The sequence below is a fragment of the Niallia yueguangensis genome (genome assembly GCF_052663115.1).
Genome location: NZ_JBQTCX010000005.1, coordinates 107,537 through 133,499 on the forward strand (window position 1 = coordinate 107,537; position 25,963 = coordinate 133,499).

Sequence of the window (25,963 nt, forward strand, 5' to 3'; positions counted from 1 at the left end):
ATATTAAGTAATAAGTAAAAACGACTAGAAGGGATAAACTTTCTAGTCGTTTTTTATAATAGCTTTACTTAAAAGTTGTAAAGTAGAAGGATTTCCTTTTATTTAGTATCCATATGTTAAAACAATTAAAGGCGAAATTATTTGGAAAGGATACCTTTCTTTCTTCACATTCAGACAAGGATTCTACATTTATAATATATGAATTTAGTTCGATGATTAGTGGATAATATTACTTTTTAATAGATGATAATTCCACTAATGGAAGAGCAAATAGACAATTGACTATTAATATAGTATTATGTTAAGGGTAATTATAACTATACAGGAGGTAAAATATTGAAAAGGATAAGTATATTTACAGTAATGTCAGTGGTATTTTTAGTGCTAATAAATAGTTTAAGTTTGAATGTTCAAGCTAGTACTAAAAATACCTACTATGTACAGCAAACTTCTATTTTATATAGTGATTCGACAAGTAGCAAAAAGAAATTGGTATCTATTCCAATTAATACTAAGTTACAAAGTTCAACTAATAAGTCTAAAAAAATGTTTAAAGTTAGTTACAAGGGACAAGAAGGCTATATATATGCTTCAAGAGTATCAAAAAATCCTGTTCAAGTAACGAAATATACAAAAGAGAATACGATACTGTATCCAAGGTTGAATGATAAGCCGTTAAATATAAATGTACCAGTAAATACAAAGGTTAGTACAATTAGTCCTCAATCAGATACATATTTTTTAGTAACATATACAGATAAAAATAAAAAAAGAATCACAGGCTATATAGCTGCGAAAAACCTTAGTAATTCAAAGGTGAAGGTTCCGAATCAAAATCAAAACATTGTGAATTATAATTATGATCAAACAACTAATTGGACAAGAGAGCAAGCTGCTAGGATTACTTATAATAACCCTAATAGGTTAGTTCCTAAGCCAGATTTTAGTAATGGGAAAGCTTTATCTAGCAAATATAGACTATGGGATAACTGGTCATTGCTTACAGAAAGTGGAGATGTAGCAAAAGTAGGTGGCTGGTACGTATATTTTGTACTAGGAGAAAGAAATGACGGACCTGGTGAATCTGCTAGAATTTATTATTTTTATTCTAAAAACGGAAAAGATAATTGGATAGAAGGCGGAACTGTAACCCCAGAAACTTTTGATCATACTAAACAAGAATGGTCAGGAAGTGCAATTGTAGGTTCTGATAATAAACTACATTTATTTTATACATCATCAAGTTTTGTATATCCAGGTTTATATGATCAAAATATTGTAACAACTGTAATGAATATTGAAGTTAATGGCAGTGGTGTGAAATTTAATAGCGATGGAAAAGCTAAGCAGACTCTTTTGGCTAAAGCGGATGGCAAGCTATATGAAACGGTATACCAATCTCTAGATTACCAAAACACACATGGAATCCCACAAAAGTATGCTTTTCGTGATCCGTTTTTCTTTTCGGATCCTAAAACAGGTAAAAAATATTTAATTTTTGAGGGGAATACTGGAGAAAGTGCTGGGGAATTAGTACAGCAGAAATATTTTGGAAATAAGTTCTATTATGAAAACCATAAGCATGATATTTTACCAAATAATGCTGAATCTGCTAACGCAAGTATAGGTATTTTGGAGTTGAATGATGATTTTACTAAAGCAAAATTACTCCCACCATTGTTAGCATCTAATTTGGTTACTGATGAAACAGAAAGACCAAGTATGGTATATAAAAATGGAAGATACTATTTATTTACTACTTCACACGGGTGGCTTAATCAAGATTTTAACAATAATATGCATAGTTATGATTCTTTGCATGGCTTCACATCTCAAAATTTATTTGGTCCATATTCTCCAGTAAATGATGATGGTGTAGTACTAGCTGGGACTAGTACTGGTGGAGATTTAAATTATACTTATGCATGGGGAGTACAAAAAAATGGGCTTGTATTAAGTTTTGCTGATAATTCAACAATTGATAATCAAATTGTTGCAAAAAGAGATGCTGCACCTTCTTTAAAGTTAAAGTTTAACGAAGATAGTGTAACATTGATGAAGACTAAATTAAAGCCTGCACAAGTAGTTGAATAGACGTAAGTATGATGAGTAAAAAGTATATCATGTAACATAAAGGACCTTTTATCCATCCATGTATTTTATTTTGGAGGTGCTAAAGGGTTCTTTCATTTATAAATATATGATTAAATTTCACTAATGTAGTGAAGATTTATTAACTCTAATGAAGGAGAATTAATTTTGAAGCAATAGCTTCTTATTTTTTTGCACTTTTTGTAAAAGGCTCTTTGCGTATAGAGTGTTGTTATTTACCCCGCAGCCTGAATACAAATACACTTCGCTTTCCGCGGACGAGTGCCGAGCCGCATCAATGCTATGCTCCTGTGGGGTCTCGTCTTTCTCGCTTTTCCCGCAGGAGTCTACGTGTATTCAGGCTGCTCAGTGCTTCAACCATGTTTATTGTTTTATTCAAAAACAACAAACTTTTAGAAAACAGCCTTGTAAAAAAATAGACTATTATGTGAATCTTGATTGATCACCTAATAGTCTATAATAATTTATTTTTTTATAGTATCATCAATAAGTTGAGATTGGTCTAGTAATTTAGGATCTACTTTAGTTCTTTTTCCATTAATATGGAGTTTGAGCGATGGTGCAGCAGTAGCCAAATGAGGGCTGTTTGGGTCATCAGTTGGTACTGAAAATCTTGCATATGAAATTACATTTAAGTTTGGTAAAACAAGCCATGAATAAGAATAGTTAATTGAGTCGTTAACTTTGGTAGTCAACACAAGCCCATTTCCATTTAAAGGTTCATATTCTCCGAAAAGAGATGTAGCTGTATATCCTAACATAAACTCACGGCCAGACAAATCCATTTTTGATTTAAATTCATTATTAAACAAGGTATCGTTAATTAAATCGCCATCTCTTCCAGTACCAATGAACATATTAGCTCCATGGGTTGTTGTAAAAAGATAATATCGTCCATTATTGTAAATAATATTTGCTCTTTCAATTTCATCGGTAATTAGATTAGAGGTTAATAATGGCTCCATGTATTTAACTTTTGTATATTCTTTATTTGTTAATTCTACAATCCCTAGAGCACCGTTTGTGTTTTTTTCCATGTTAGATAATTGTTTATAATCTTTTTCGTATAACTTTTGTTCACCATAATAATCTCTAAACACAAGTCCTTCTCTATCATCATTTCCATTTCCTGTATTACCTTCGAAAACCAAATAATTTTTCTTTGTCTTTGGATCTTGAAAGAAGTGAGGATCCCTAAACGTGAAATTTTGTGGTGCATTTGTTTCCGATGCTCTTTCATTTGCTTGTTCTTGAGTTTGATAATAATATCCGTCAGGGGACATGATTATTTCATTAAAAGTTGGAGGGGCAATAACTAATTTGTCTCCAGTATCTTTTATAGGCATAATAGCAGTAGCTATATCTTGTCCTCTATCCGAAACCGTATAGAATAAATGTAAATTACCTTTTTGGTCAATTATAGATGAACCAGACCATTCCCTACTGCCAGAACCAATTCCTTTAGTTGAATCAATAATTCTTTTATCTTCTGGAATAACATACCCACCAAACTTCCAAGTACTAAAGTCACTATCAGAATTAGTATAATAATAAGCAATTTTAGAAGCTCCAGTTCGGTCATTATACGGTGTTGTTAAACCAAATATGACTTTCCATTTAGATTTACCGATTGAAGCAACTTTTCCATCTTCAGTCATTAACGGCCAACTATCCCATACATGTAAAGCAACACCGTTATTATCCTTCGGGAAATTTTTTAAATCACTACCATTATGTGAAGGCACTATATTATCAGTATTATATTTATAGTTAGCAACATGATCTCTTGTTATATAACTTTGCAAGTTGTTCACATATAGAGGAACCGGTTTCTTACCAACGACTGTTATTTTGTTAATTTTTTGTCTTATCGTCTTTTCACTTATATATTTTAATTTATATAATTCTTTGCCATTTTTATACTTATTTTCATATGTAATTTCTTTTATTCCATTGGAACCTTTTTGTGTGTTCTCTTTATAGGTTGTTGGCATCTGTGAGTCATATTTAATAATTGATTTATATTTTATAGGCTGATTCTTAGTAACTTTTTCAACTTTATAGTCGCTTATATGTTTGCTTTCTATATAACCTTTCGTATTATTATAGACTACTTCTTTAAAACCTTTACTTGACTTATTAGATACTAGCTTTAAAGTAGTTTGTTTATTTAATTTCTTTATTGTTTTTGAATTTATTCTTGGATCACTTTTTAAGTTTGTATTTCGGGATGTATATACTGTTATTAAATTTTTCGTTGCAAAGTTTGCATTAGTATTAGAACGTTTTATTTCATTTGCTAGTATTAGAGTTTTAGGCGTTAGAAGAAATAAGCCCAAAACAAAAATTAGTGTTACTAAAAGTTTACTTGGTTTTGGCATTAAAACATCTCCTTAATAAAAAATTAATTAAAATAGTAGGTGGAAAAGGAATGATTCAGTTTAATACTTAAATAAGTATTATTTTATATTTTTAATAGAATTCTTAAGTGAGAGTAGTAGGGCTCTGAATAAGAAATGGAGGGCAATTGTTGTCCATTTTTAAATAACCTATTGATTTTAAGGAAAAGAGATAGGTGTGTGGCAGCCTAATTTTATTCTTCTACTAAAAATAATCATACTTATGGAAAAGATTACACGAAAAATATTATTAGTCAATCTTTTTTACTAATAAATTTCCGTTATTTTAATAAAAATAAAAAATATGGTAAAGGGAAAATATGTATCGAAACAACTACTTAAATCAATTTTCCCACTCACTATACCATATAAAATTAAGAAATAAGGTCATGTATATTGTAATAGGAATTTAGTGTTGGAAATTATAACAAAATATGATACTATATACAAGGATTTTACAAAAGTAAACAATTAAAGCTATTCTATACATTTCGACTAGTGTAATAAAGGGTTTTTTACTAGGATAATAGAATAATGAACGGAGGAAATTTTTTGAAAAAACAGTTATTAAAAGCTATTAAATATACAGTTATAGGAGGAATGCTGGCTAGTATATTATTTGCTTTTAATCTACCACAAGTAGCTGAAGCTAAAACTACTACTGTTAATGAAGAACCTAAAGTTTCATATTGGACTCGCCAACAAGCACAAAACTTTAAACTATCTAGTAAAAATACTTCTCCAGAGATAGACAAGTATTTTCCTTTAGCTGTTAACAACCTTTGGATTTGGGATACTTGGCCTCTTACAACTGAAGAAGGAAAAATTGCTAAAGTAAATGGTTATAAAGTTATTTTTGCCCTTACTGCACCTAGATCTATCGGGTGGAATGATCGTCACTTTGAGGCAGCTATTCGCTATTTTTATTCAAAGGATGGAGTATCTTGGAAAATGGGTGGATTAGCATATAAAAATGAAGATGCGCTAGGTCAAATGCAATGGGCTGGATCTTCGATTATTACGAAAGATAATAAGGTTCATCTATACTATACGGCTACTGGGCGATCAGGTGCAAAGAATGACCCTAGACCTGAGAATTATTACAATTTAGAGCAGAGGATTGTAGAAACAAGTTTTGATATAAAAGAAGATAAGAAGAAAAAGAGCTTAAAGTTATCTAATTGGTCGAAACATAAAGTTATATTACAGCCAGATGGAAAGTATTATCAAACGAAAGAACAATCCCTAGCATTAAATGCCCCAATTGTTTATTCTTTCCGCGATCCATCTTTCTTTAAAGATCCGAAAACAGGGAAGAAATACATTATCTTTGAAGGGAATACAGGAGGAGATAATCCAGTAGTTCAGAAACAGAATATTGGTAATTGGGAGTATCGAAAAAACAACCCTGTTCCAGAAGGTGCGGAAAAGTATAATGGAAATATAGGGATTGCGGAATTAAAGGGTAAAAGTTATACAGATTTAAAACTTTTACCACCATTGCTTGATGCAACTGGTGTTAATCAACAGCTAGAGCGACCTCATATTGTTGTGAAAAATAGTAAGTACTATTTATTTACAATAAGCCATGCATTTACATATGCACCTAGGTTACAAGGACCAGATGGTTTGTATGGGTTTGTGAGCTCGTCTTTACAAAAAAATTATAAACCATTGAATAAAAATGGTTTAGTAATTGCAAATCCTAAAGATAATGATGTTCAAACATATTCATGGCTGGTAATGGATAATTTGACCGTATTAAGTTTTATTAATGAAGTAAAAGATCATGAAAATAATGATAATACAATTTTAGGAGGTACTTTTGCTCCTACTTTGAATATTTCTTTAGATAAAGATACATCAAAAATTACTGGTGTCCTTCCTTACGGTGCTATTCGTTAAATAGAATTGTAAAGAGTGCACAATTACAAATAAAAGCTATAACCATTATTTTGATAGCTTATAAAGAAGAAAGGGCGTGCCAAAAGAATTGCTTGGCATGCCCTTTCTTACTATTAATCTATATTTTTAAGCTTTACATTTTGGAAGGAGGATGTGCCATTCCATACATTTAATCCTAATTTACCTTCAGTAAAGGAGTCGTCTTGTTCCGTTAGTAGCAATTCATTATTAATGGACAACTTTATTTGATTATCATGTGCTTCAATTTTCATATGGTAAATGGTTTCCGGATCTATTTTATACGGAACGGTAGCTAGAATGATAGCTTGTCCGCTTTCTCTTTTCCATAACTTTACTAATTGTCCATTTAAATCTAAATTGGCAATATACGCATTATCTGCATTGTCATCGGAGCGGAAAACTAATCCACCAGCTCCTTGGTTGCCGATTTTAATATTAGCCTCATAGTGAAAGTCTTTGCTCATTTGTTTACCGAGTGTAAAGGCATCCTCCATATCGCTTCCTTGTTTGCCAGCGTATGTATCGGCCCATAGACCATTAATATTATGCCAATCGGTAATATCTGAATGGAGCGGGCTTTTGCCCCAAATATCGTTAAGTGAATATACTTGCAGGGAATCAAGTGTAACTTCACCATCATTTGCAAATAACTCAATAGAATTGCTTGAAGGATCTGGAAATATTTGGTCTGTGATGGTAACTTGTCCGTCATTTGCAAATAATTCAACAGATGATCGATCAATAAAGATATGCATTTTAATATGACCGTTGGTAGTTGCTAGAGGTGCTTCATGTAATTTTGCAAATTGGTCATAAAATCCGGAGTCTCCAGAATTCGTGCGATCAACATAAATGGTTTTCTTGTTCTTGTCATAGCCTATCGTTGTAAATTGGCTATTTCCTTTTCTAACCTTGAATCCAAAAGTGCTCGCAGAAGTTGTGTTATCCACCTTAAAATCAGCTACTAATTCAAGCGTATCACTGCTAATATTAGAAAGTAAATTATTATTTTCGCTAATTGTTTGCTGTTTATAAGATTTGCTGTTATGACGTAAATTTTCTAATTGGCTAACTGGAGTTTGGATTAATTTAATTTCACCGTTATCTACCGTTTTTAGTTCTAGCTTTCTTGGAATGGTATTTGCACTGCGCCAAGTAGAAGTTGGCGTGTTGTTTGCATATTTCCAATTACTCATCCAGGCAATCATTGTACGGTATTCATCATTATTCGGCGCATTCTCCCAAGTTACCCCTGCATAAAAATCTGGACCGTAGTCAAGCCAATAAGCATCTGGAGTATCTGGTGTAAATTTTTTTCCATCAAATGATCCAATATAGTATTCCATACCAGATCCTCCTGCAATTGCCCCATCACCTAGACTCGTTGCTAATACCCATTTTTGATTGTTTTTATTACCATCTACAGGCAATGGGAATATTTCAGGACATTCGAATAATGTTTGATCTGTTGCATTTTGAGGCTTAAACTCACTAGCAAACTCCCAATCTTTAAGGTTGGGTGAGGTATAGAACATAATCTGGTCTTTTGCAGCCAAAGGCATAATCCATGAATTGGTTTCTTCATGCCAGAATACTTTTGGATCACGCCAGTCCGGTTTAGGAAAATCTTTCATAATAGGATTACCTTCATACTTTGTCCAGGTGTTTCCTTCATCTATACTATAGGCGATGCTTTGGTTTTGTTGACCATTGTTATTTTGTGTATAGATTGCTACTAGTGGTGGATTATTTTCAACTCCAAAACCACTAGTATTATCATAATCAACCACAATGCTGCCTGAAAAAATTTGACCGTTGCTATCAGGTGCTAAAGCAACCGGAAGATGCTCCCAGTGAACTAAATCTTTGCTTGTAGCATGCCCCCAGTGCATAGGCCCCCATTGAGTACCATAAGGATAATATTGATAGAACAAATGATATTTTCCTTTATAATAAACCATTCCATTTGGATCGTTCATCCAATTAGCTTCAGGTGAATAATGAAATTGTGGTCGAAATGGTTCGTCGTAATATCCATCAGAATTCATGGTGGTAGCAGGTGATGATGTTTTGTTATTTGCGTGGTGTTCATTGGATGCTGGCTTTTCTTTTATGTAAAAATAAAGAGTGAAAAACCCTGCAATAAAAATACAAAAAGTAATTATAGTGGTAAGTAGTTTTCTTTTTTTTGTCATCTTTTCTCCTTATAATTGTATTTAAAGAATCAGGATGATAGGAATGATACATTATTCCTATCATCCTGATTCTTAAAACCTCATTTTATCATAATCCAGTGTGTGATAAAATGAAAAGACTTTTGGTGTTTTTTATTCATAAATACAAAGTAACTATTATAATACTATGTTAATGTTTTTTGTATGAAATTCCAATATATTTATATTAGAAGAAGGTGTATAAAGTCAATAATCTAATAGAATTATTTTTAAGCATAAATAATAGAGTGAAGGAAAAGATAAAAGCTGACTCCACAAAGTTATTCACCTGGGTTAATCTCATTTTTTATGCAATTAAGAGAGGCTGTCCGAACAGAGCAAATCCGATAAATTCAAAATTTAAGAATGTTGGTATATCAACATTCTCGAATATGAAAAGGGGCTTCCAAAAGTCGAAAAATCGACTTATTGAACAGCCCCTTGAAATAATTATCACTTGCATTTGATTAATAGATTTATTTAACAACAGTCACCGTTTTGGCAACACTTGTTTTGTTTTTTGAATCTGCTGCTGAAACATAAATTTTTGTTCCAGTTTTTTGCTTAGGAATCTTCACTTTGAATTTCCCTTTCGAATCGACAGTACCTTTATATGACTTTTTACCAATTTTAATGGTAATTTTGGCTTTTTTCTCAGCTGCTCCACTTACACTTGTTGATGTGTTTTTTACTTTATTAACACTTGGCATATTAGGAGCTGTACGTTTTACAGTTGTTGTTTTAGTAAGACTTTTAATGTTTGCTTTATCTTTAGCGTATACAGAGATTTTTTTACCAGCGTTTTGTACAGGTATTTTAACACTAAATGAACCATCTTTTGGATTCGCTTTAGCAGTATAATTCTTACCTGAGATAGAAACAGTTACTGTAGCACCTTTGACTGTTTTTCCTGTTAGAGATGTTTCTTTATTTGTTACGCTGTTTATTTTCACTGGAACTGCTTCTGTAACTTTTACCTCAATGCTGTCAGATTGATTGCCAACTGTATCCGTTGCATTTACATAAATAAAACTACCTAATTTTTGAACAGGAATGTCAACACTGAACTTACCATCGTGCCCAGCAGTTACACTAAAAAAGTCATCTGCAGTTACGAGATAAACCTGTGCCCCAGGTTCTGTTTTACCTTTTATTACTTTTGAATGATCTGTTACTGCGTCTACCTTTGGCATTTCTGGAGGTGTCACATCTTGTACCGTAACTGATATAACATCACTTCTTAATCCACTATCAATATCTAGAGACGAGATATTGAGTTTTGTATCTGCTTTAAAAAGAGGTAATGTTACGATATAAGAACCATCATCTTTTGATCTTCCTATCCATTGATTGTCATCACTGCTTACTATCACAAACGTATTAGGAGTTGTTGTTCCTTGCATTATTGTCGTTTGATCCGTTATTGTATTGAAATTCAATGTAGTAGGAAAAATGTAGCTTATTGTTGGATAACTCGTATTGTTAGCTGAATCTGTTGCTGTAACGATAATTTTTGTACCTGGTTTAAGCTTTGGAATAGCTACTGAAAATTCACCTGTATTTTTTGCTGTATCTGTACCTAATTGTTCGTTTTGGTCATTTTTTATAACGATAGTAGAACCAGCCTCAGTCTGTCCTGTAACTTCAGTTGACTTATTAGTCGTTTTATTGACTTGTGGTGGCGCAGGTGCTGTCACATCCTTATCAGTAGTTAATGGTTCTGCGAATGCTTGATTTGCACCATTAAATAAACTTATAGCAATAAGTGAACATATTGCAATTGATAATAACTTCTTCAAAACATTTGTTCCTCCCTGGTATTCATTACCATTAAAATAACCTTTCAAATAGAACTCTAAATAAACTCTATTATCATTTTAATGATATATTTATAATTTTTTAGAAAATTGCTAATGTTTTGTTAGTGAATAATAGAAAGTTAGCTTTGGAAATGTTTTTTTTAGCGAAAATAGGAATTATTTTCAATCCTTCTATTTATGATAACGAATAGAAAGTCGACTAATCAACCGTATTTTTTTAAGGTTTTATATAAAAAAAATACGGTAGACATATTTTGCCCAAACTTTTAAAATGTTAAATATATGCAAATTTATAAGTGAACTTCACTATTTTGACATAAATGCGTAATGATTATTTATGTTTTTATTCTATTAATCTACGTATTCTTTTGGAAAATGCGATCATTAGAAAGCGCTTACATTATAAAGGAGGTGAAACATCCGAATATTTACCATTGTTCAAATGGAATAAATTAGTTTTCAAAACTTGATTGAGGTGTAATATGTCTATATATAAGCAAAGATTTAAAGTTATTAGTATTTTAGCAATTGCTTTTGTCATGTTTTTTTCAACAGCTATTTCTTCTGCATTTGCTGCAACTCAACCTGAGGCCGATACGCCTTTAAATAAAAACCAATTGCAAAAACTATCCGTTAATAAAGTAATAAAAACAGCTGACGGTGCTAAATTTGATTTAGGTGAATATACAGGATATATCCATTTGTTATCTAAAGATATGATCAAAGTATCTATTCTTCCAAATGGTCAACAAGAGAAGAATTCGCCAGCCATTGCTCAAACAAAATGGTCAGCGCCTTCGTTTATCACAAAAGAAGTGAACGACCAATATATTTTAAAAACTAGTGAAATTAGTGTAGTTGTCAACAAAAAATTGTTTGGGATTAAAGTCCTTGATAAAAAAGGTCGTGTCATTAATGAAGATTATATGAAAAACGGTGTATCTTCTGGCTATGAAGACGGAAAACCATATGTATTCAAAAAAACATCCAGCAGTGAAAATTTTTATGGTTTCGGAGAACAAGCTGGACTGCAGTTAAACAAACGCGGTAAAAGTCTAGGTATGTGGAATACCGATGCCTATGGTTATGATAGCAATACAAAGTATGTTTATACCGCAGTTCCGTTCTTTATTGGATTAAATAACGGAAAGGCATATGGTATCTTATTTGATAATACTTATCGTTCCTATTACGAAATGGCAAGTGAATCGGATAATTATTACTACTTTTATGCTAATGGTGGGCCATTATCGTACTATTTCATGTATGGACCGGATATTCAACATGTTCTTGATCAATATACCCAATTGACTGGGAAAATTGATTTGCCGCCTGAATGGACATTAGGGCTTCACCAAAGCAGCTGGGGTTATAAAGCAACAGAAGAAGATAGTACAGACCATTCTATTACAAGTGTTGCACGTACGTATCGAGAGAAACAAATTCCACTTGATACATTGCATTTTGATATTGATTATATGGATGGGTACAGAGTATTTACTTTCAACGATAAATTTAAGCAAGCACTACAAACATTAAAAGGAATGGGTGGATTCCACTCTGTCGTAATTAATGATCCTGGCGTTAAACAAGATGATAATTATTCCGTTTACAAAGAAGGAACCGCTAAGGACTACTGGTTTAAACAAGCGGACGGTAATATCTTTCATGGTCCTGTTTGGGCAGGAAATTCTGCTTTCCCTAATTTTTTAAAGAAAGATGTACGTAACTGGTGGGCAGAAAGTACTGGATCTACACTTCTTAATGCTGGCTTCGATGGCATTTGGAATGATATGAATGAACCGGCAGTATTTATTGATGGTCCTGGATATAATCATACCTTGCCGCTAGATGCATACGGAGAAGATGACAATAATAATAAAGTTACACATGAAGAATTTCATAATATCTTTGGTCACTTAGAAAATGAGGCGACCTATGATGCTTGGAAAAAGATTAACTCAAATGAAAGACCTTTTATTTTAACACGGGACATGTTTGCTGGGACGCAGCGTTATGCAGCAGTTTGGACAGGGGATAGTCTAAGCACTTGGGAACATCTGCAAATGTCTCTTCCATTAAATATGAATCTTGGTTTATCCGGTGCACCATTTGTTGGAAATGATATTGGTGGATTTGGTGGTCAAGCGACACCAGAACTATTTGCCCGTTGGATTCAAGTAGGGGCATTCTTGCCTTACGCACGTATTCATTATGATGGGTGGAGTGATTCACAATATCATCAAGAGCCTTGGTCATTTGGCCCAGAAGTAGAAGCAATCAGTAAAAAGTATATTGAAATGCGCTATCAACTTCTTCCTTATATATATAACGCATTTAACGATGCAGCTAAAACAGGAAAACCTGTACAGCAGCCACTTGTTTATCAATATCAAAAAGATGCAAAAACATATAATATCAGTGATCAATATATGTTCGGAGATTCATTGATGCTTGCTCCAATCGTTAATCCAGGACAAACAACGCGTGAAGTTTATTTACCTGAAGGAAATACATGGGTGAATTATTGGGATAAAAAGGAATACAAAGGTGGACAAACGATTACGGTCGATGCACCATTAGACTATTTGCCGCTATTCGTGAAAAAGAATTCAATTATTCCTACTCGTGATGTCCAACAACATACTGGAGAAAAGCCATTAACGAACTTAGTGCTTGATACGTATCTTGATAATCAAGCAAGCTATAGTTTTTATGAAGATGATGGACATTCACTAAATCACAAAAAAGGCCAATATAACTTAACAAACTTTAATTTGAAGCGTAATGGCAAGAAAATTGAATTTACTAAGAGCAGCGCAGTTTCAAAATACAAATCAACAATCAAAGCGTATACTTTAAAAATAAATAATGTAAAAGAACCATCTGAAGTAGTTGAATCTACTCGTCAATATGCAAGAGTCAACACAATGGATGATATGAACAAAACGAATCGTTCGTACTATTTTGATAGCAGCAGTCAAACTTTATATGTTCATTTTCCAACTTCTGCTTCAAAAGTAACGATTAACGATGCTAACCCATTAACAGCAAACGGTGTCCATAATAAATCAACATCAATATCAGGAAAAACTGAAGGTGGTTCTACTGTTACAGCAACTATTTCAGGTAAAAGCTATAAAACGAAAGCAAGTTCAGATGGTTCTTTTAAAATCAACATTCCTGTTCAAAATACAGGTAAAAAAATCTCTGTATACAGCCAAGATAAAAACGGAATCAAGAGTCTTACACAAACAATCACTGTAGCACGTTACGCTCCAAATATGCCAAGTGTTAGTAAAGTGAAAAAAACAAGCACTAGTGTAACTGGTTCAGCAGAGAAAAAAGCGAAAATTACCATTAAAATCGGCAAAAAATCATATAAAGGTACTGTAGATTCTAAAGGAAAATTCAAAGTGAAAATTCCTAAGCAAAAAACTGGAACGAAAATTTATGTATTTGCAACAGATTCAGAAAATAAAACAAGTGTAACAAAAGTAGTGACAGTATCTAATTAATTAAATAATTTCCTTTCTATACCCCTAAAAAAGATGCTTAAGATCTTTCTTTGGGGTTTCTTTTTATTAGATAAGAAAGTATAAAAATTTCAACTTAGATGAGTGTCTAGCTCCGACGCCTGCGCTTTTCTTATTAGGAGCTGATATTTTCGGAATATTCTTCCTGCGTTAAAATAATTACTCTTGAGGTGGAAAAATGTCTATTTTTAGGCTAAAAGGTATTAGTATTTTTTTTGTTACTATAGTCATTCTATTTTCAACTACATTTCAAACTGTTTTAGCAGTTGAACCTGATCCAGATACGTTATTAGATACTAACAACCTACAAAAACTTTCTGTTCAAAGTAAAAATAAAACAAATGATAGTGTTTCATTTGATTTAGGTGATTATAACGGTAACATACATCTTTTATCCAAGGATATGGTAAAAATCTCAATACTTCCTAAAGATAAAACAGAACAGGATTCTCCTGCTATACAAAAGAAAAACTGGGAAACACCATCGTTTACTACAAAACAAATGAATAATCAATATTTGATTAAGACTAGTGAGCTTAATATCATTGTTAAAGAAAAGCCATTTGGAATTAAAATTCTAGATAAAAAAGGGCATGTTATTAATGAAGATTATATGAAAAATGGTACATCATCTGGTTATGAAAATAGTAAACCATATGTTTTCAAAAAAACGGACAGCAATGAAAATTTTTACGGATTTGGTGAACAATCCGGTTTAACGCTTAATAAGCGTGGAAAAAACATGGGTATGTGGAACACAGATGCATACGCATATGGACCAGAGGCAAAATATCTTTATGCCTCCATTCCATTCTTTATCGGTTTAAAAAACGGAAAAGCTTATGGGCTTTTGTTTGATAATACATACCGATCTTACTACAATATGGCAAGTGATTCGGATAATTATTACTATTTTTATGCCAACGGTGGACCACTAACATATTATTTTATGTACGGACCTGAGATTTCTCATGTACTTGAGCAATACACTGACTTAACTGGAAAGATGGATCTTCCACCTGAATGGTCTCTAGGATTAAATCAAAGCAAATTTGGATACTCACCAACTGAGATCATTGATATAGCTAAAACCTATCGCGAAAAGCAAATACCACTTGATACGATGCACTTTGATATTGACTATATGAACGGTTACCGTATATTTACATGGAATGAACAATATAAACAAGCCTTACAACAATTAAAAGCATTAGGTGGTTTTCATGCGGTTTTAATTAATGATCCTGGTGTTAAACAAGATGAAAACTATTTGATTTATCAAGAAGGAACAGCAAAAGGATATTGGGTGAAAAATGCTGATGGAAGTGATTTTATTGGCCCTGTTTGGCCTGGTGATTCGGCTTTTCCTAACTTTTTAAAAAGTGACGTGAGAAACTGGTGGGCAACCAGTTTAGGACCTATTCTTAATGATGGTGCTGATGGGATATGGAATGATATGAATGAACCTTCGCTGTTAGGTGCTGCAGAAACTTATTTTACGCTTCCATTAGATGCTTATGGGAAAGACGATAACGATAATACTGTTCTTTCTAAAGAGTTCCATAATATTTATGGCCATTTGGAAAATGAAGCAACGTACAATGCTTGGAGAATAAACAATTCGAATGAATCGTTGTAAATCCGCATTTTCCTGACGCTACCCCATTTACAATAAATTCGTTTAAAAACAAATAAAGTAGTTGTTAAATTTTGGTGTTAAAAGTACAATTAACACCGTTTGAGAAATAAAAAATGAAGAGCCCTATTTCTAATTGAAATAAGGCTTAACTATCCTTTATCTTAAACTAAGTACTGACGGGACATAGAATCCACACAAGTTGGAATCAGATAGCATTTTATATTTTTTCAACATTGTGTACAGTACGTTCACTTTGTACGTTTCCTGTATTAATCAACTCATAAGGTTCAATCAGAGCAACATAAGCTTCTTCTTCAACTACCGGCATATGTTCTACACCCTTAGGGATAACAACTAATTCGCCCTCATTCAAATGTATATCATCTTGATCCTTTACTTTTATTTTCATTTGTCCTTTAATAACCAAGAATAATTCATCAGATTTATCATGGTGATGCCATATGAAATCACCTTTCAATTTTACTATTTTAAACGCTGAATCATTTACATTTGCAATACTTTTGGGCTGATAATACTCATGAATCAATTCAAACTTAGACATAAGATTTACTTTTTCAATCACTGTTATCCCTCCCAAACTAGTAACGTTCTAAATTATCATTATAAGCATTGTGAATAAAAAAAGCAAAAGTAACCAACCTAGGAAATAATTGTTCTTACTTTATCAGCCTATCAGCTAATTACTGAAAATTTTGAGTTGATGCCATATTCTATGTTGTTCTTGGGGGCACTTATGTTGGTGACAGGATTAGCCGAACTTTAAAAAGACAAAAAAGGATTTTGGGGGTATATTGTTATCTCTTTATTTACTTTCTTTGTTTCCATTGTGGATTTGAAATAAAGTCGTACCGTTTAAAATAAAGTTATACCGTTTTAATAAAGTTGCACCGTTTTGCTCGATCATGAAACTAAGAAACCGGGTAGTAAGGTTAAACTATTAGTTGTTTCTCTTTTCGACACGTACCCGAATCCCATTTTTTGGTCGTAGCGTGATCGAAGGTTCTGGAACCACATCATGTTGATGATCGAGTTCCATATGAATCATTTGCATAATCGAAGCGAGCAATAAAGTGGCCTCCATGATCGCGAAATTATTTCCAATACAGACACGTGGCCCTGCGCCAAACGGAAAATAGACATAGGAAGGTAAGCTTTTTTCAAATTCACGGAACCAACGTTCGGGAACAAAAGAATCGGGTTTTGAAAAATAATCCGGGTGCCGATGCATCACCCACTGACTAACGGCAACTTCACATCCTGCTGGTAAACAATATTCATCGATCCATATATCCTCAAGTGGTTCACGAGAAATAAACCAAACGGGCGGATAGAGACGCATCGATTCATTGATGATTGCTTGCGTATAGGGGAGATGTGGAATATCGGATAAAGAAGGAAGTCTTCCTTGTAGCACATTTTTTAACTCTGTAACTAACTTTTCTTCCGCATCTGCATGTTGAGCAAGTAGATAGATAGTCCACGATAAAACATTAGCCGTTGTTTCATGACCAGCAAGAAATAACGTCATCACTTCATCCCTTAATTGTGTAGAAGTCATCCCTTTTCCATCATCATCTTGTGCTGCAATCAGCATAGAAAGAAGATCACCCCGATCCCGATTCTCTTTTTTTCGGTGCTCAATGATCTCATAGATTACCTGATCCAATTGGCGAATACCTTCCTTCAGTCGTTTATTTCCAGGAGTAGGCAGAGAAAAAGGGAGCATTTCAAGCAACATACGAGTAATGCTTGTATACTGATTAACATATTCGTGAAAAACTTGATCAAGCGCTTTACCAACTTGATTTGACCCCTGATGCTCGGCTTCTTGCAGATCTATATCAAAAAGTGTTTTAGCAACAATTTCCATGGTACATTGCATCATCTCTTTATGAAGATCAAGCATTTGGCCATTTTCCCAGTTACGAAGCATTCGGCTAGCATAGTGAGTCATAGTGTCCGCATATTTCTCAATACGATGTTTATGAAACGCTGGCTGCGATAATCTCCGTTGTCTGAGCCAGAAATCTCCTTCGCTCGTGACCAGACCATTGCCTAGCACCATACTAAGAATCCGATCCCGGTGATACCCTTTTGCAAATAACTTCTGTGAATTTTTAAGGACATACTGAATATCCTGTGGACGACTTAACAGATACGTATCGCGGTCTTTTTCCAACCGTACGCGAACAACCGGACCATACTTTTCTACACAAGTTTTAAAAAATTCATGCGGCTTTGAACCTACTTCCAGCAGATTACCGATAAAAGGGATCTCTTTAGGTCCAGGGACTGTTTTCCCCATTTTTCTCATCTCCATTTGTCTATACCTCCAGTATTTTTTCATCCAATGTGACCATGTCTCTTAAATCAGTAAATAAATCAGTAGGTTGGAACAGCTCTTCCATATGAAATACACCAGGTGGATGTTGCCCTGCATAGATATTTTTCGCCACATAGACCGCAACTTTTCCTGTTGCAACAAACTCATTTTCTCCGTGAATCGAACCTTGATAGCGTACATTCTGACCGTTCAACTGCCCTGTAACATCTACCTTTGCTACATATACTTGTGATCCCCATTGCGATTTTTCAAAGAGATCCACTACCTTTTCTCGGATCAAGGGCTGCTCTAGCCACCGTACAATCCCTGTACGTTTTAAACTCACTATTAAACTTGTCATCATCGCTGAATCAAAACATAGACGAGTGGAAACAGAGGGAATACCCAACGTCTGAGGTAAAACGTGTTGGTCAGAAAAGTTGAACCGATAAGCTGTTTTTTGTCCTAATCTCGCTGGAAAATTCATCTTCTTTCCATCAGAGAAACTGGTCACTTGTTTTCTGCTTCCTTGGTGGATGACAGAATAATCAGCACTCAGATTATCCACTGTCCATTCAATCGCTGCACGTCCATGTACCTCCCCTAAACCTAACAAAATATAAATATCTGCAGAATCGACCTGATCCAATTGATTCTTTCCTTGTTTCACTAGCATGTTGGTTATTCCAGGTGCCAACCCGACACTTAGGACAACTGTCGATTCCGTAGGACGAATCTCTTGAATTTTTGACATCACAGAATAATCAGCCGTAATATCAATATAATCAACCTGATGCTTAACACACGCTTGAACAAAGTTGGTATTTTGTAAGTCCAAGCACATGACAACCATGGAAACATCACGGAAAAAATCGCCAGCTATCGGTTCATTCACGTCAAGTTGTAGAGGTAAAACTTTCCTCCCTGTATGAATCGAGAACTGTTCTGCCTTCTGGAAGTTACGTCCAGCAGCGTACACCTTATATGGATAAATCTTTCCTAATTCATCGCAGATCACTTTGCCAACCTGACCATACCCACCGACCACAATGATTTTTTCTCTCAATCAAATCCCACCTAACTTCTATTAGTACCTATCTTTACATCGCTAATTTATTTAGAAACTAAACTAAAAAGGTAAAAAAATTACTTTCGTAAATGGGTACACAGCTTCTCTATGCACTTCTCAAAAATCTCAATCTCCTGATCATTTAATTGCGAACGTAACTCTCGATAGAAATGTAAGTGCACCTCTTCATGGGCTCGAAAGGCACTTTTGCCTTTTTTGGTCAAAGATACAATCACACTTCTTGAATCGGTTGGATTTGGAGTTCGTTCCACTAAGTTCTTGTCTTCCAAACGGATAATAATTTGCGTAACGGCTCCCTTGGTTACCTGAAGGCGATTGGCGAGTTCACTCATTAGCACACCTCTTTCCACGCCAATCGCATCAATAGTATGAATCTCAGTCGGTGTCAAAGGACCCGCCTCTCCAAACGTATGTGGATGTTTTTCTAAACGTTGGAGCAGCATAATTAATTGGCCTAGATGCTGGCTACCTGACTTTGTACGATCTACTTTTTTCTGTTTCATATTTCGGACACTCCAATCAAAAAAACAATGTTTTTGACAAAATAATTGTAACCACCTTCAAAAATGCCAATCCTGAAACTAACGACCAAAAAGATGGAAATCAATTTTTGTAAATAAAGTATTTTGCCATTTGCGGCAAACAACAAGTACCACAAGCTATAAATAATCACGACGATACTCACTTGAACAACATGAAGTCTCCAAGGTGATTGATAAATAGTGGGCGCACAGTAATGATGAATAGCTGATAGAATCATTTACATAACGGAATACAGAATCATTCTGGTCAAATTTCTAGATGGTATCTTCATTTCCCCATCTCCATTTTGTTTAATAACTAAACTAAATAACCAAAAAAATTTAGCCCTGTCATTCGTCTAAGCGCATTTTTAGTTTAGATAATAAACTTTCTGGAGTCAAGTTAAAAATAGTTACCAACGATTTTAAATGGACTTGTCGTATTCTATTAAAGATTATGATGAATTATGGTATTTTGGGTGATTAACTCATGGAATTCTAGTCATAATCAAATGAATGGAAAATGAAGGAGTTATGACTACCTGGTCAAAAAGGATAAGCCACTCTACCATTAATCAACATCGATCATCCATAAATCGATTCTATCGTTGGTTTATGAACTTTACCACTTTCTATAAGGGGTCCTACCAACAAAACGCGGAAAACATACGTTAATTAGACTATCATAAAGAGAGGATAATTCGTTCAATATATGAGCGAATATCCTCTCTTTTTCTATAAATCAGAAAGATAAACAAGACCTTTTAAATCTTATTTAATAAGTTTAATATAATCATATGTTTAAGCTATTGGAGGAGGACAAATGAAGGTTCAAGAAGTGAAGTTGGATGGAAACAAAAGGAGATATTTATTACTCGACTCGGATGGTATTCCTGTGATGCCAGTGGCAAAATACCTCAAATATTTAGATAATACTGGAAAGAGTAGCAATACTCAAAAGACGTACTGTTATGCTTTGAAACAGTATTTTGATTACTTAGGGGAAATTGACAAGGATTATATGGAGATCATCTTACAGGACCTAGCAGAGTTTATCGGATGGTTGCGGAATCCATATAGCAGCCATAAAGTTACTCCTTTTAAAGAGATGAGGTCAAAGAAGACAGAGAGAACAGTTAACCTTACGGTTACAGTAGTTACAGCTTTTTATGATTACCTGTACCGTAATGGAGAGTTAGAACAGGACGTTCGTGACAGGCTTATAAAAGAAGTATTTACTGGGGGATGGAGACGGTACAAGAGCTTCCTCCACCATGTAAATGCAGGTAAGCCTGTAAACAAAAACATTCTGAAACTGAAAGAGCCTCGTCGCAAGGTGAAAGTTTTAGAAAAAGAAGAAGTAGAAGTATTATATGCATCAACTAGTAATATACGGGATCGCTTTCTTCTTTCCCTTCTCTTTGAGACGGGGCTGAGGATTGGTGAGGCTTTGGCACTATTTATAGAAGATTTCATCTTTGATCATAAGCATGGACATCGCATACGATTACGTGATCGGGGGGAATTATCCAACGGTGCTAAGTTGAAAACAGGAGAACGAGAAATTTACGTGTCACAAGGGCTTATGGATTTGTTTGATGACTACCTCTACGAGGTTATTGATGAGATGGAAATTGATACAAACTTTCTATTTGTAAAACTACATGGTCAAAATAAAGGGTTTCCAATGACAGATTGGGATGTTCATGCACTCTTCAAACGTCTACGAGAAAAAACAGGAGTAGAGGTACATCCCCATCTATTGCGTCATACTCACGCCACCCTGTTCTATCGTGAAACAAAAGATATTAAACAGGTTCAAGAACGTCTAGGCCATGCCAATATTCAGACCACAATGAACATGTACGTCCATCCTTCCGGTGAAGAAATTCGTGAGAATTGGGAGAAGGCACAATCAGCTTTCCAGGTTAGCAAAGATTGTAATAAGGGAGTAAAAAAATGATTAAACCAGATGTTAAGTCTATTTTGGAACAGCAAAAGTTTCACCAAAAAATTCAGAATGAGCTCGCTACTAGTATAGCATCAAAGGTTGGGCATTACAGCTCCGTTCCTAACTCTTATTTTTTAGTAAATGATGTCTGGAACCTAGATATTATAATTGAAATGGAAGATTTCGTTCGGTATAAACAGAAAAACTTTAGAAGCAAGAGTTTATATTTTTTAGCACATAATTTCTCTATTAACTTAGAATTAAAATACGTTTTTTACAAAAAATTATTTAGTCAAGAATGGGCACTGACAAGCATATTTGGTGGTCAAAGAACTTTGTTAAAGAGGTTGGCCCAATTTTTAAATGAAGTTTATCCTAATATGGACTCACTTTTAGAATTAAATTTAGAAAAAGCTCAAAAGAGATGGTTTTGGTGGCTGAATGAAAATGGGATTAAGACAACAAAAAAAACAAATAAAAAGCTATACGGGGAGTCTATTGTTTATACAGCTGAAGTTAACTTTCTTAGAATCATATATTCTTTTCGTATGTAAGTTGGCGGATTCACGCGATGAGTGGGATAAGGAAAGATGGGATGTGAGAGTGTTAAATCAATTGTACGGCATTGAATTTAACCAATCTGTTCCTAGACATTATATCAACTTCTTAAAAATAGAAAATGTATATATTCGCGATGAAGTGAAAGGATATTTTAAGCAGCGCCTATTAGGACATCGGGGTTTTTCATGGGCAACAGCAATGAACTACATGGGATTCATTCCAAAGTTTATCAATTTTATTTGCAGTCTTGAACCTGAATGGAACGACTTAACTGAATTATCTAGAGAACACGTATTGAGATATATAGAACAAGTGCATTACCATGCGAAGGTAAATTTAAAAGGAAAGAACTCGCACCCAGAACATCATATAGGAACCACCTTGGTTATCATTCGGAACTTTTTAGAAGATCTTCAAACCTATGAATATAGTATTGCCCCTAAAAAGAGTGCAAGGGTGCTTATTTTCTCTGAGGACATTCCGAAACGACGAAAAAAGAGTTACGATCATGTTGACTATATTCCGGATTATGTGCTGGAGCAACTGTTTCAAAAAATTAATTATCTTGGGGTCACCTCACGAAACGGAAATAATCGTACGCTAAGCACGCGTTGCATGAAAAAAACCGGACCCTTAAAGGGAATCCGGTAGTTTCTTAAACGTGTCTGGATCGCTTGTGGCATGATAATGTTCCGCACCCATTCGCAATCCGTCTTCTTTCTTGTCGAATGATTGCGAAAGAACAGCAACCTCCGCCCCCATGGCCCAAGTGGACTTCACAGCTAGAATTATTGGTTTTGTGGGACAAGAAATAGCTTAAGCATCCTCGTAAGCAAGGGAGGTCGAAAGGGAACGGTAGGCGTTGATCTGTTGTTCAAGTTCAGCGACTTTCTGCTCTGCACCAGCGATCGCATCGCTACCCGCGATCCAGCGAAACGGTGGTTCCTCCTGATTCGCGATGGTGATTAACGCCTTCGCAAGCTTTGCCGGGTCGCCTTCCTGTTTGCCATTCTTTTCTTTAAAGAACGCCCGGAATTGAGGATTACGCGCAGCGTAGTCATCGATAGATCGCTCGGCCCAGAAAGTTGATTCCGGTTCTAAAAGTTCGGTACGGAAGAAGCCCGGTTCGACGATGGTTGTTTTGATGCCGAATGGAGAAACATCATAACGCAACGATTCCATCCAACCCTCAAGACCAAACTTCGAAGCAGCGTAAGCGGCGTTAAATTCAAATCCGGCGAGGCCTGCCAGGGAAGAAATCGAAATAATGTGACCGGAACGAGCCTTTCGCATCACAGGCAACACGGCACGGGTGACGTTCATCGGACCATAGAGATTGGTCGCGATTTGACGTTCGATCTGCTCTTGGGTCAGCTCCTCGAAGAAACCGACATAGCAGCTGGCGGCGTTATTGACCAGTACGTCGATCGTTCCGAATCGCTCCACCGCAGCCTTAACCGCAGCCTCTGCATCTTCTGGGTTGGTTACGTCCAGTTTAACGACGAACAGGTTCTCCGCTGCGCCGATCGCTTTAGCTACTGCGTCTGGATTTCTTCCCGTAGCGACAACCTTGTGACCGGAAGCCAGCGCGGCCCGCACGATGTCCGCGCCCATACCGCGTCCTGCGCCCGTGATCAACCAAACTTTATTCTCAGACATCTTGTTTCCCCCTAAATGTGGTTTCATTATTGATGAAAGGATTACTATGCGATACAAAACAGTTAACTTCTCTCTATTACGCTGTTATTCTTCGATTTTAAACCATGGGGCTGAAGCTTGAATTACGCCCCAAAGTTTTTCCGGAAGCTCAAGCTCACTAACCTGTGAAGTCTTAATCACTGTTTGGATTTCAGACTCTTGTCCATTTTGTACCTTTTCAACCCAGTCTGGATTCATGACTAACGCGTGGCCAATCGCAGCTAGGGTAAGACCTTTATCTATTCCTTTTGCCACATCATCAGCAGTAGTCATAGAACCGGCAGCCAACACAGGAACTCTGCCTTGTACATGTTCAACAAGTAACTCAAGATACGTTTTTTCATCTTGACTGTCGACTGGCTTTGAAGAAAGAGCATCAGCCAATGAAGCATGCACATAATCAACGTCCTCTTCAATCAGACGTTCAATCAATGCATAGGTATCCCTCATTCTCAGACCACCTTCTTCTGATTCTTCAGGAGAAATTCTGTACCCTAAAATAAACGGTTTTGTTGCATGCTTCTTAATCACTTTTTTCATTTCCTGAACGACTGCCAATGGGAAACGTAAGCGATTTTCTAGAGAGCCCCCCCATTTATCGTCACGTCTATTGAAGAAAGGAGAGAAGAAGTTTTGAAGTAAAAATCCGTGTGCACCATGAACTTCAACACCATCAAAACCAGCTTCAATGGCTCGTCTTGTGGTTTCTCCAAACGCATGAATCACTTCTATTATTTCATCATGTGAAAGTTCTCTAGGTAATACTGACGGAGCAAATGCAGTAGCTTCAGTCTCTACAGCACTGGAACTAACCACTTCACCATTTGGAGTTAAAGCCGGTAGGGCTTTGTTACCTGCATGAAAAATCTGAAGTAACGCAGTAGCTCCACCGCTTTTCGCAGCATCAGCTAATTTACGTAGGCTTGGAGTAAAGGAATCGTCATAAGCTGCGAATTCATTAGTAAAACCTATACCGTTTGGTTGCACATGCGTACAGCCGGTTATAACAAGTCCAACCCCTTTTACTCTTTTGCGGTAATAGCTGACTTCCTCGTCGGAGATGGTTAGATCATCGTTGCTTGCCCAGGTTGTCATTGGTGCCATAACGACGCGATTCTTGATCGTGATGCCGTTATTGAAGGTGAAAGGTTGGAACAGTTGATTATATTTAGTATTCACTTTTTGTCCTCTTTTCATAACATATTGATCGAACGTTCGTTTATTGTCAAAACAAAAAAATTCTGGCTTACCTTATGATCTCCCGGTTGATCTATTTTATAATAAACGATCATTCGATTAAAATCAAATGGTTTTTAATCAGAGGGACTTGCCCCTCTGAAAGTATCGAACTATGCTTTTACAGCATCCCAGCACATTTGAATCAATTCGGTCACGCTTTCCTCTTTCAACTCCATTTGTCCACCAAAATATCCTTTAGCATATTGCATGGCTGGATTAAACATGAACATATGGAGCAGACTCGTATCAACCTGTTTGAAAACTTTCTGACTCTTACCTTTATCAAATAAGTTAAAGATAGGCTCAAATAAATCTATTCCTTCTTTGAGGGATAGCTTATGAAGGAGAGGCGAGTTTGAAAATTGCTCAACAAATAAAAATTCATCTTTGTTGGTCAAAATAAAGTTAATAAACTGTCTCAAGGTATGATCAAATGCTGCTCGGATGGAGATGGAGTCATCGTAATTATAAAACACTTCTAGACTCATCTTCTTTTTGATGCTCAAATACAATTTATTCAGCATATCCTCCTTGTTTTCAAAGTAAACGTAAATCGTCGAAGCAGATACGCCTGCTTTCTTCGCAATCTTGGACATTGAAGCATCCGATAAACCAATTTCATTGATCAGCTGGATCGCTGCCTTAAAAATGCTCTCACTTTTATTTTCATCTTTATGTCTCATAGTTCAAAGTTAAACGACCGTTCGATTAAAGTCAAGTAGATCCTTCAAGGATAAACTATCTTCCCGGTAGCTTAATCCCCATCTGAGTCTTTCTGTTTGTCATAATAAACTATACCCTAAACTGACGTCAGGGAGATGCTCCAAATATCGTCAGTTTAGGGTTGTGAAATTAATTTATTGACATATTCAATGAAGGGTCATAGACTTATTCCTGACACAATAAGGAAGGGG

Annotated in this window: 17 protein-coding genes and 1 pseudogene; 7 read left to right on the forward strand and 11 right to left on the reverse strand. The window is 35.2% G+C overall.

Annotated features, from left to right (window positions below):
* Positions 1-336 precede the first annotated feature (336 nt).
* Positions 337-2,094, forward strand: a complete 1,758-nt coding sequence (locus ACTYA4_RS06730) for a glycoside hydrolase family 68 protein (protein ID WP_443480532.1) — start codon at positions 337-339, stop codon at positions 2,092-2,094.
* Positions 2,095-2,576: 482 nt separating this feature from the next.
* Here the strand turns inward: ACTYA4_RS06730 and ACTYA4_RS06735 are convergent, their stop codons facing one another.
* The gene (locus ACTYA4_RS06735) at positions 2,577-4,493 is read right to left on the reverse strand and encodes a glycoside hydrolase family 68 protein (RefSeq protein WP_443480533.1); all 1,917 of its coding nucleotides are present in this window, start codon (positions 4,491-4,493) and stop codon (positions 2,577-2,579) included.
* 570 nt (positions 4,494-5,063) lie between these two features.
* On the opposite strand from ACTYA4_RS06735, the gene ACTYA4_RS06740 reads away from it, so the two are divergent.
* Positions 5,064-6,416 (forward strand): glycoside hydrolase family 68 protein, encoded by a 1,353-nt coding sequence (locus ACTYA4_RS06740; RefSeq protein WP_443480534.1) that lies wholly within the window; start codon positions 5,064-5,066, stop codon positions 6,414-6,416.
* Between the two features lie 113 nt (positions 6,417-6,529).
* On the opposite strand, the gene ACTYA4_RS06745 is transcribed toward ACTYA4_RS06740, so the two are convergent.
* Both ACTYA4_RS06745 and ACTYA4_RS06750 read right to left on the reverse strand, forming a co-directional pair.
* Positions 6,530-8,632, reverse strand: a complete 2,103-nt coding sequence (locus ACTYA4_RS06745; protein ID WP_443480535.1) for a glycoside hydrolase family 32 protein — start codon at positions 8,630-8,632, stop codon at positions 6,530-6,532.
* Between the two features lie 494 nt (positions 8,633-9,126).
* Positions 9,127-10,449 carry an Ig-like domain-containing protein gene (locus ACTYA4_RS06750; protein WP_443480536.1) on the reverse strand — a complete coding sequence of 441 codons (1,323 nt, stop codon included), beginning with the start codon at positions 10,447-10,449 and terminating at the stop codon, positions 9,127-9,129.
* A gap of 503 nt (positions 10,450-10,952) precedes the next feature.
* Here ACTYA4_RS06750 and ACTYA4_RS06755 point away from each other — a divergent pair.
* Together ACTYA4_RS06755 and ACTYA4_RS06760 are read left to right on the forward strand one after the other, a co-directional pair.
* A complete protein-coding gene (locus ACTYA4_RS06755; RefSeq protein WP_443480537.1) occupies positions 10,953-13,988 on the forward strand; it encodes a TIM-barrel domain-containing protein in 3,036 nt (1,011 codons plus the stop codon).
* A gap of 196 nt (positions 13,989-14,184) precedes the next feature.
* Positions 14,185-15,645 carry a glycoside hydrolase family 31 protein gene (locus ACTYA4_RS06760; RefSeq protein ID WP_443480538.1) on the forward strand — a complete coding sequence of 487 codons (1,461 nt, stop codon included), beginning with the start codon at positions 14,185-14,187 and terminating at the stop codon, positions 15,643-15,645.
* Positions 15,646-15,862: 217 nt separating this feature from the next.
* Here ACTYA4_RS06760 and ACTYA4_RS06765 read toward each other — a convergent pair whose 3' ends face one another.
* The 4 genes from ACTYA4_RS06765 to ACTYA4_RS06780 form a co-directional block, all read right to left on the reverse strand.
* On the reverse strand, positions 15,863-16,228 hold the full coding sequence (locus ACTYA4_RS06765; protein WP_249598936.1) for a cupin domain-containing protein: 366 nt from the start codon (positions 16,226-16,228) through the stop codon (positions 15,863-15,865).
* A 375-nt stretch (positions 16,229-16,603) separates the two neighbouring features.
* The gene (locus tag ACTYA4_RS06770; RefSeq protein WP_252204368.1) at positions 16,604-17,986 is read right to left on the reverse strand and encodes a cytochrome P450; all 1,383 of its coding nucleotides are present in this window, start codon (positions 17,984-17,986) and stop codon (positions 16,604-16,606) included.
* A 4-nt stretch (positions 17,987-17,990) separates the two neighbouring features.
* The gene (locus tag ACTYA4_RS06775; protein WP_443480539.1) at positions 17,991-19,037 is read right to left on the reverse strand and encodes a saccharopine dehydrogenase family protein; all 1,047 of its coding nucleotides are present in this window, start codon (positions 19,035-19,037) and stop codon (positions 17,991-17,993) included.
* A gap of 98 nt (positions 19,038-19,135) precedes the next feature.
* Positions 19,136-19,582, reverse strand: a complete 447-nt coding sequence (locus tag ACTYA4_RS06780; RefSeq protein WP_258535796.1) for a MarR family winged helix-turn-helix transcriptional regulator — start codon at positions 19,580-19,582, stop codon at positions 19,136-19,138.
* A gap of 841 nt (positions 19,583-20,423) precedes the next feature.
* On the opposite strand from ACTYA4_RS06780, the gene ACTYA4_RS06785 reads away from it, so the two are divergent.
* Genes ACTYA4_RS06785 through ACTYA4_RS06795 form a run of 3 tightly spaced genes read left to right on the forward strand, consistent with a single transcriptional unit; the run spans position 20,424 to position 22,763 of the window.
* Positions 20,424-21,563: a tyrosine-type recombinase/integrase gene (locus ACTYA4_RS06785; RefSeq protein ID WP_443480540.1), complete on the forward strand. Its 1,140-nt coding sequence runs from the start codon at positions 20,424-20,426 to the stop codon at positions 21,561-21,563.
* The gene (locus ACTYA4_RS06790) at positions 21,560-22,105 is read left to right on the forward strand and encodes a transposase (protein WP_443480541.1); all 546 of its coding nucleotides are present in this window, start codon (positions 21,560-21,562) and stop codon (positions 22,103-22,105) included. Before ACTYA4_RS06785 ends, ACTYA4_RS06790 begins: the two co-directional genes overlap by 4 nt.
* Positions 21,999-22,763: a hypothetical protein gene (locus ACTYA4_RS06795; protein WP_445505583.1), complete on the forward strand. Its 765-nt coding sequence runs from the start codon at positions 21,999-22,001 to the stop codon at positions 22,761-22,763. Before ACTYA4_RS06790 ends, ACTYA4_RS06795 begins: the two co-directional genes overlap by 107 nt.
* Here the strand turns inward: ACTYA4_RS06795 and ACTYA4_RS06800 are convergent.
* From ACTYA4_RS06800 to ACTYA4_RS06815, 4 genes and pseudogenes are all read right to left on the reverse strand, one after another.
* A pseudogene (locus tag ACTYA4_RS06800) lies at positions 22,752-22,898 on the reverse strand (alcohol dehydrogenase); the annotation flags it as partial. The gene ACTYA4_RS06795 and the pseudogene ACTYA4_RS06800 overlap by 12 nt on opposite strands.
* Positions 22,899-22,928: 30 nt before the next feature.
* Positions 22,929-23,771 carry an SDR family NAD(P)-dependent oxidoreductase gene (locus tag ACTYA4_RS06805; RefSeq protein WP_443480543.1) on the reverse strand — a complete coding sequence of 281 codons (843 nt, stop codon included), beginning with the start codon at positions 23,769-23,771 and terminating at the stop codon, positions 22,929-22,931.
* Positions 23,772-23,855: 84 nt separating this feature from the next.
* Entirely contained in the window at positions 23,856-24,989 is a 1,134-nt protein-coding gene (locus tag ACTYA4_RS06810; protein ID WP_443480544.1) for an NADH-dependent flavin oxidoreductase, read from the reverse strand.
* Between the two features lie 170 nt (positions 24,990-25,159).
* Positions 25,160-25,732, reverse strand: a complete 573-nt coding sequence (locus ACTYA4_RS06815; protein ID WP_443480545.1) for a TetR/AcrR family transcriptional regulator — start codon at positions 25,730-25,732, stop codon at positions 25,160-25,162.
* Between the last annotated feature and the right edge of the window lie 231 nt (positions 25,733-25,963).

Bases quoted from the DNA above. Each gene is read 5' to 3' on its own strand.
- ACTYA4_RS06770 (WP_252204368.1), bottom strand. From the start codon at position 17,986: ATGGAGATGAGAAAAATGGGGAAAACAGTCCCTGGACCTAAAGAGATC.
- ACTYA4_RS06755 (WP_443480537.1), top strand. From the start codon at position 10,953: ATGTCTATATATAAGCAAAGATTTAAAGTTATTAGTATTTTAGCAATT.
- ACTYA4_RS06805 (WP_443480543.1), bottom strand. From the start codon at position 23,771: ATGTCTGAGAATAAAGTTTGGTTGATCACGGGCGCAGGACGCGGTATG.
- ACTYA4_RS06780 (WP_258535796.1), bottom strand. From the start codon at position 19,582: ATGAAACAGAAAAAAGTAGATCGTACAAAGTCAGGTAGCCAGCATCTA.
- ACTYA4_RS06790 (WP_443480541.1), top strand. From the start codon at position 21,560: ATGATTAAACCAGATGTTAAGTCTATTTTGGAACAGCAAAAGTTTCAC.
- ACTYA4_RS06760 (WP_443480538.1), top strand. From the start codon at position 14,185: ATGTCTATTTTTAGGCTAAAAGGTATTAGTATTTTTTTTGTTACTATA.
- ACTYA4_RS06815 (WP_443480545.1), bottom strand. From the start codon at position 25,732: ATGAGACATAAAGATGAAAATAAAAGTGAGAGCATTTTTAAGGCAGCG.
- ACTYA4_RS06795 (WP_445505583.1), top strand. From the start codon at position 21,999: ATGGGATTAAGACAACAAAAAAAACAAATAAAAAGCTATACGGGGAGT.
- ACTYA4_RS06785 (WP_443480540.1), top strand. From the start codon at position 20,424: ATGAAGGTTCAAGAAGTGAAGTTGGATGGAAACAAAAGGAGATATTTA.
- ACTYA4_RS06735 (WP_443480533.1), bottom strand. From the start codon at position 4,493: ATGCCAAAACCAAGTAAACTTTTAGTAACACTAATTTTTGTTTTGGGC.
- ACTYA4_RS06745 (WP_443480535.1), bottom strand. From the start codon at position 8,632: ATGACAAAAAAAAGAAAACTACTTACCACTATAATTACTTTTTGTATT.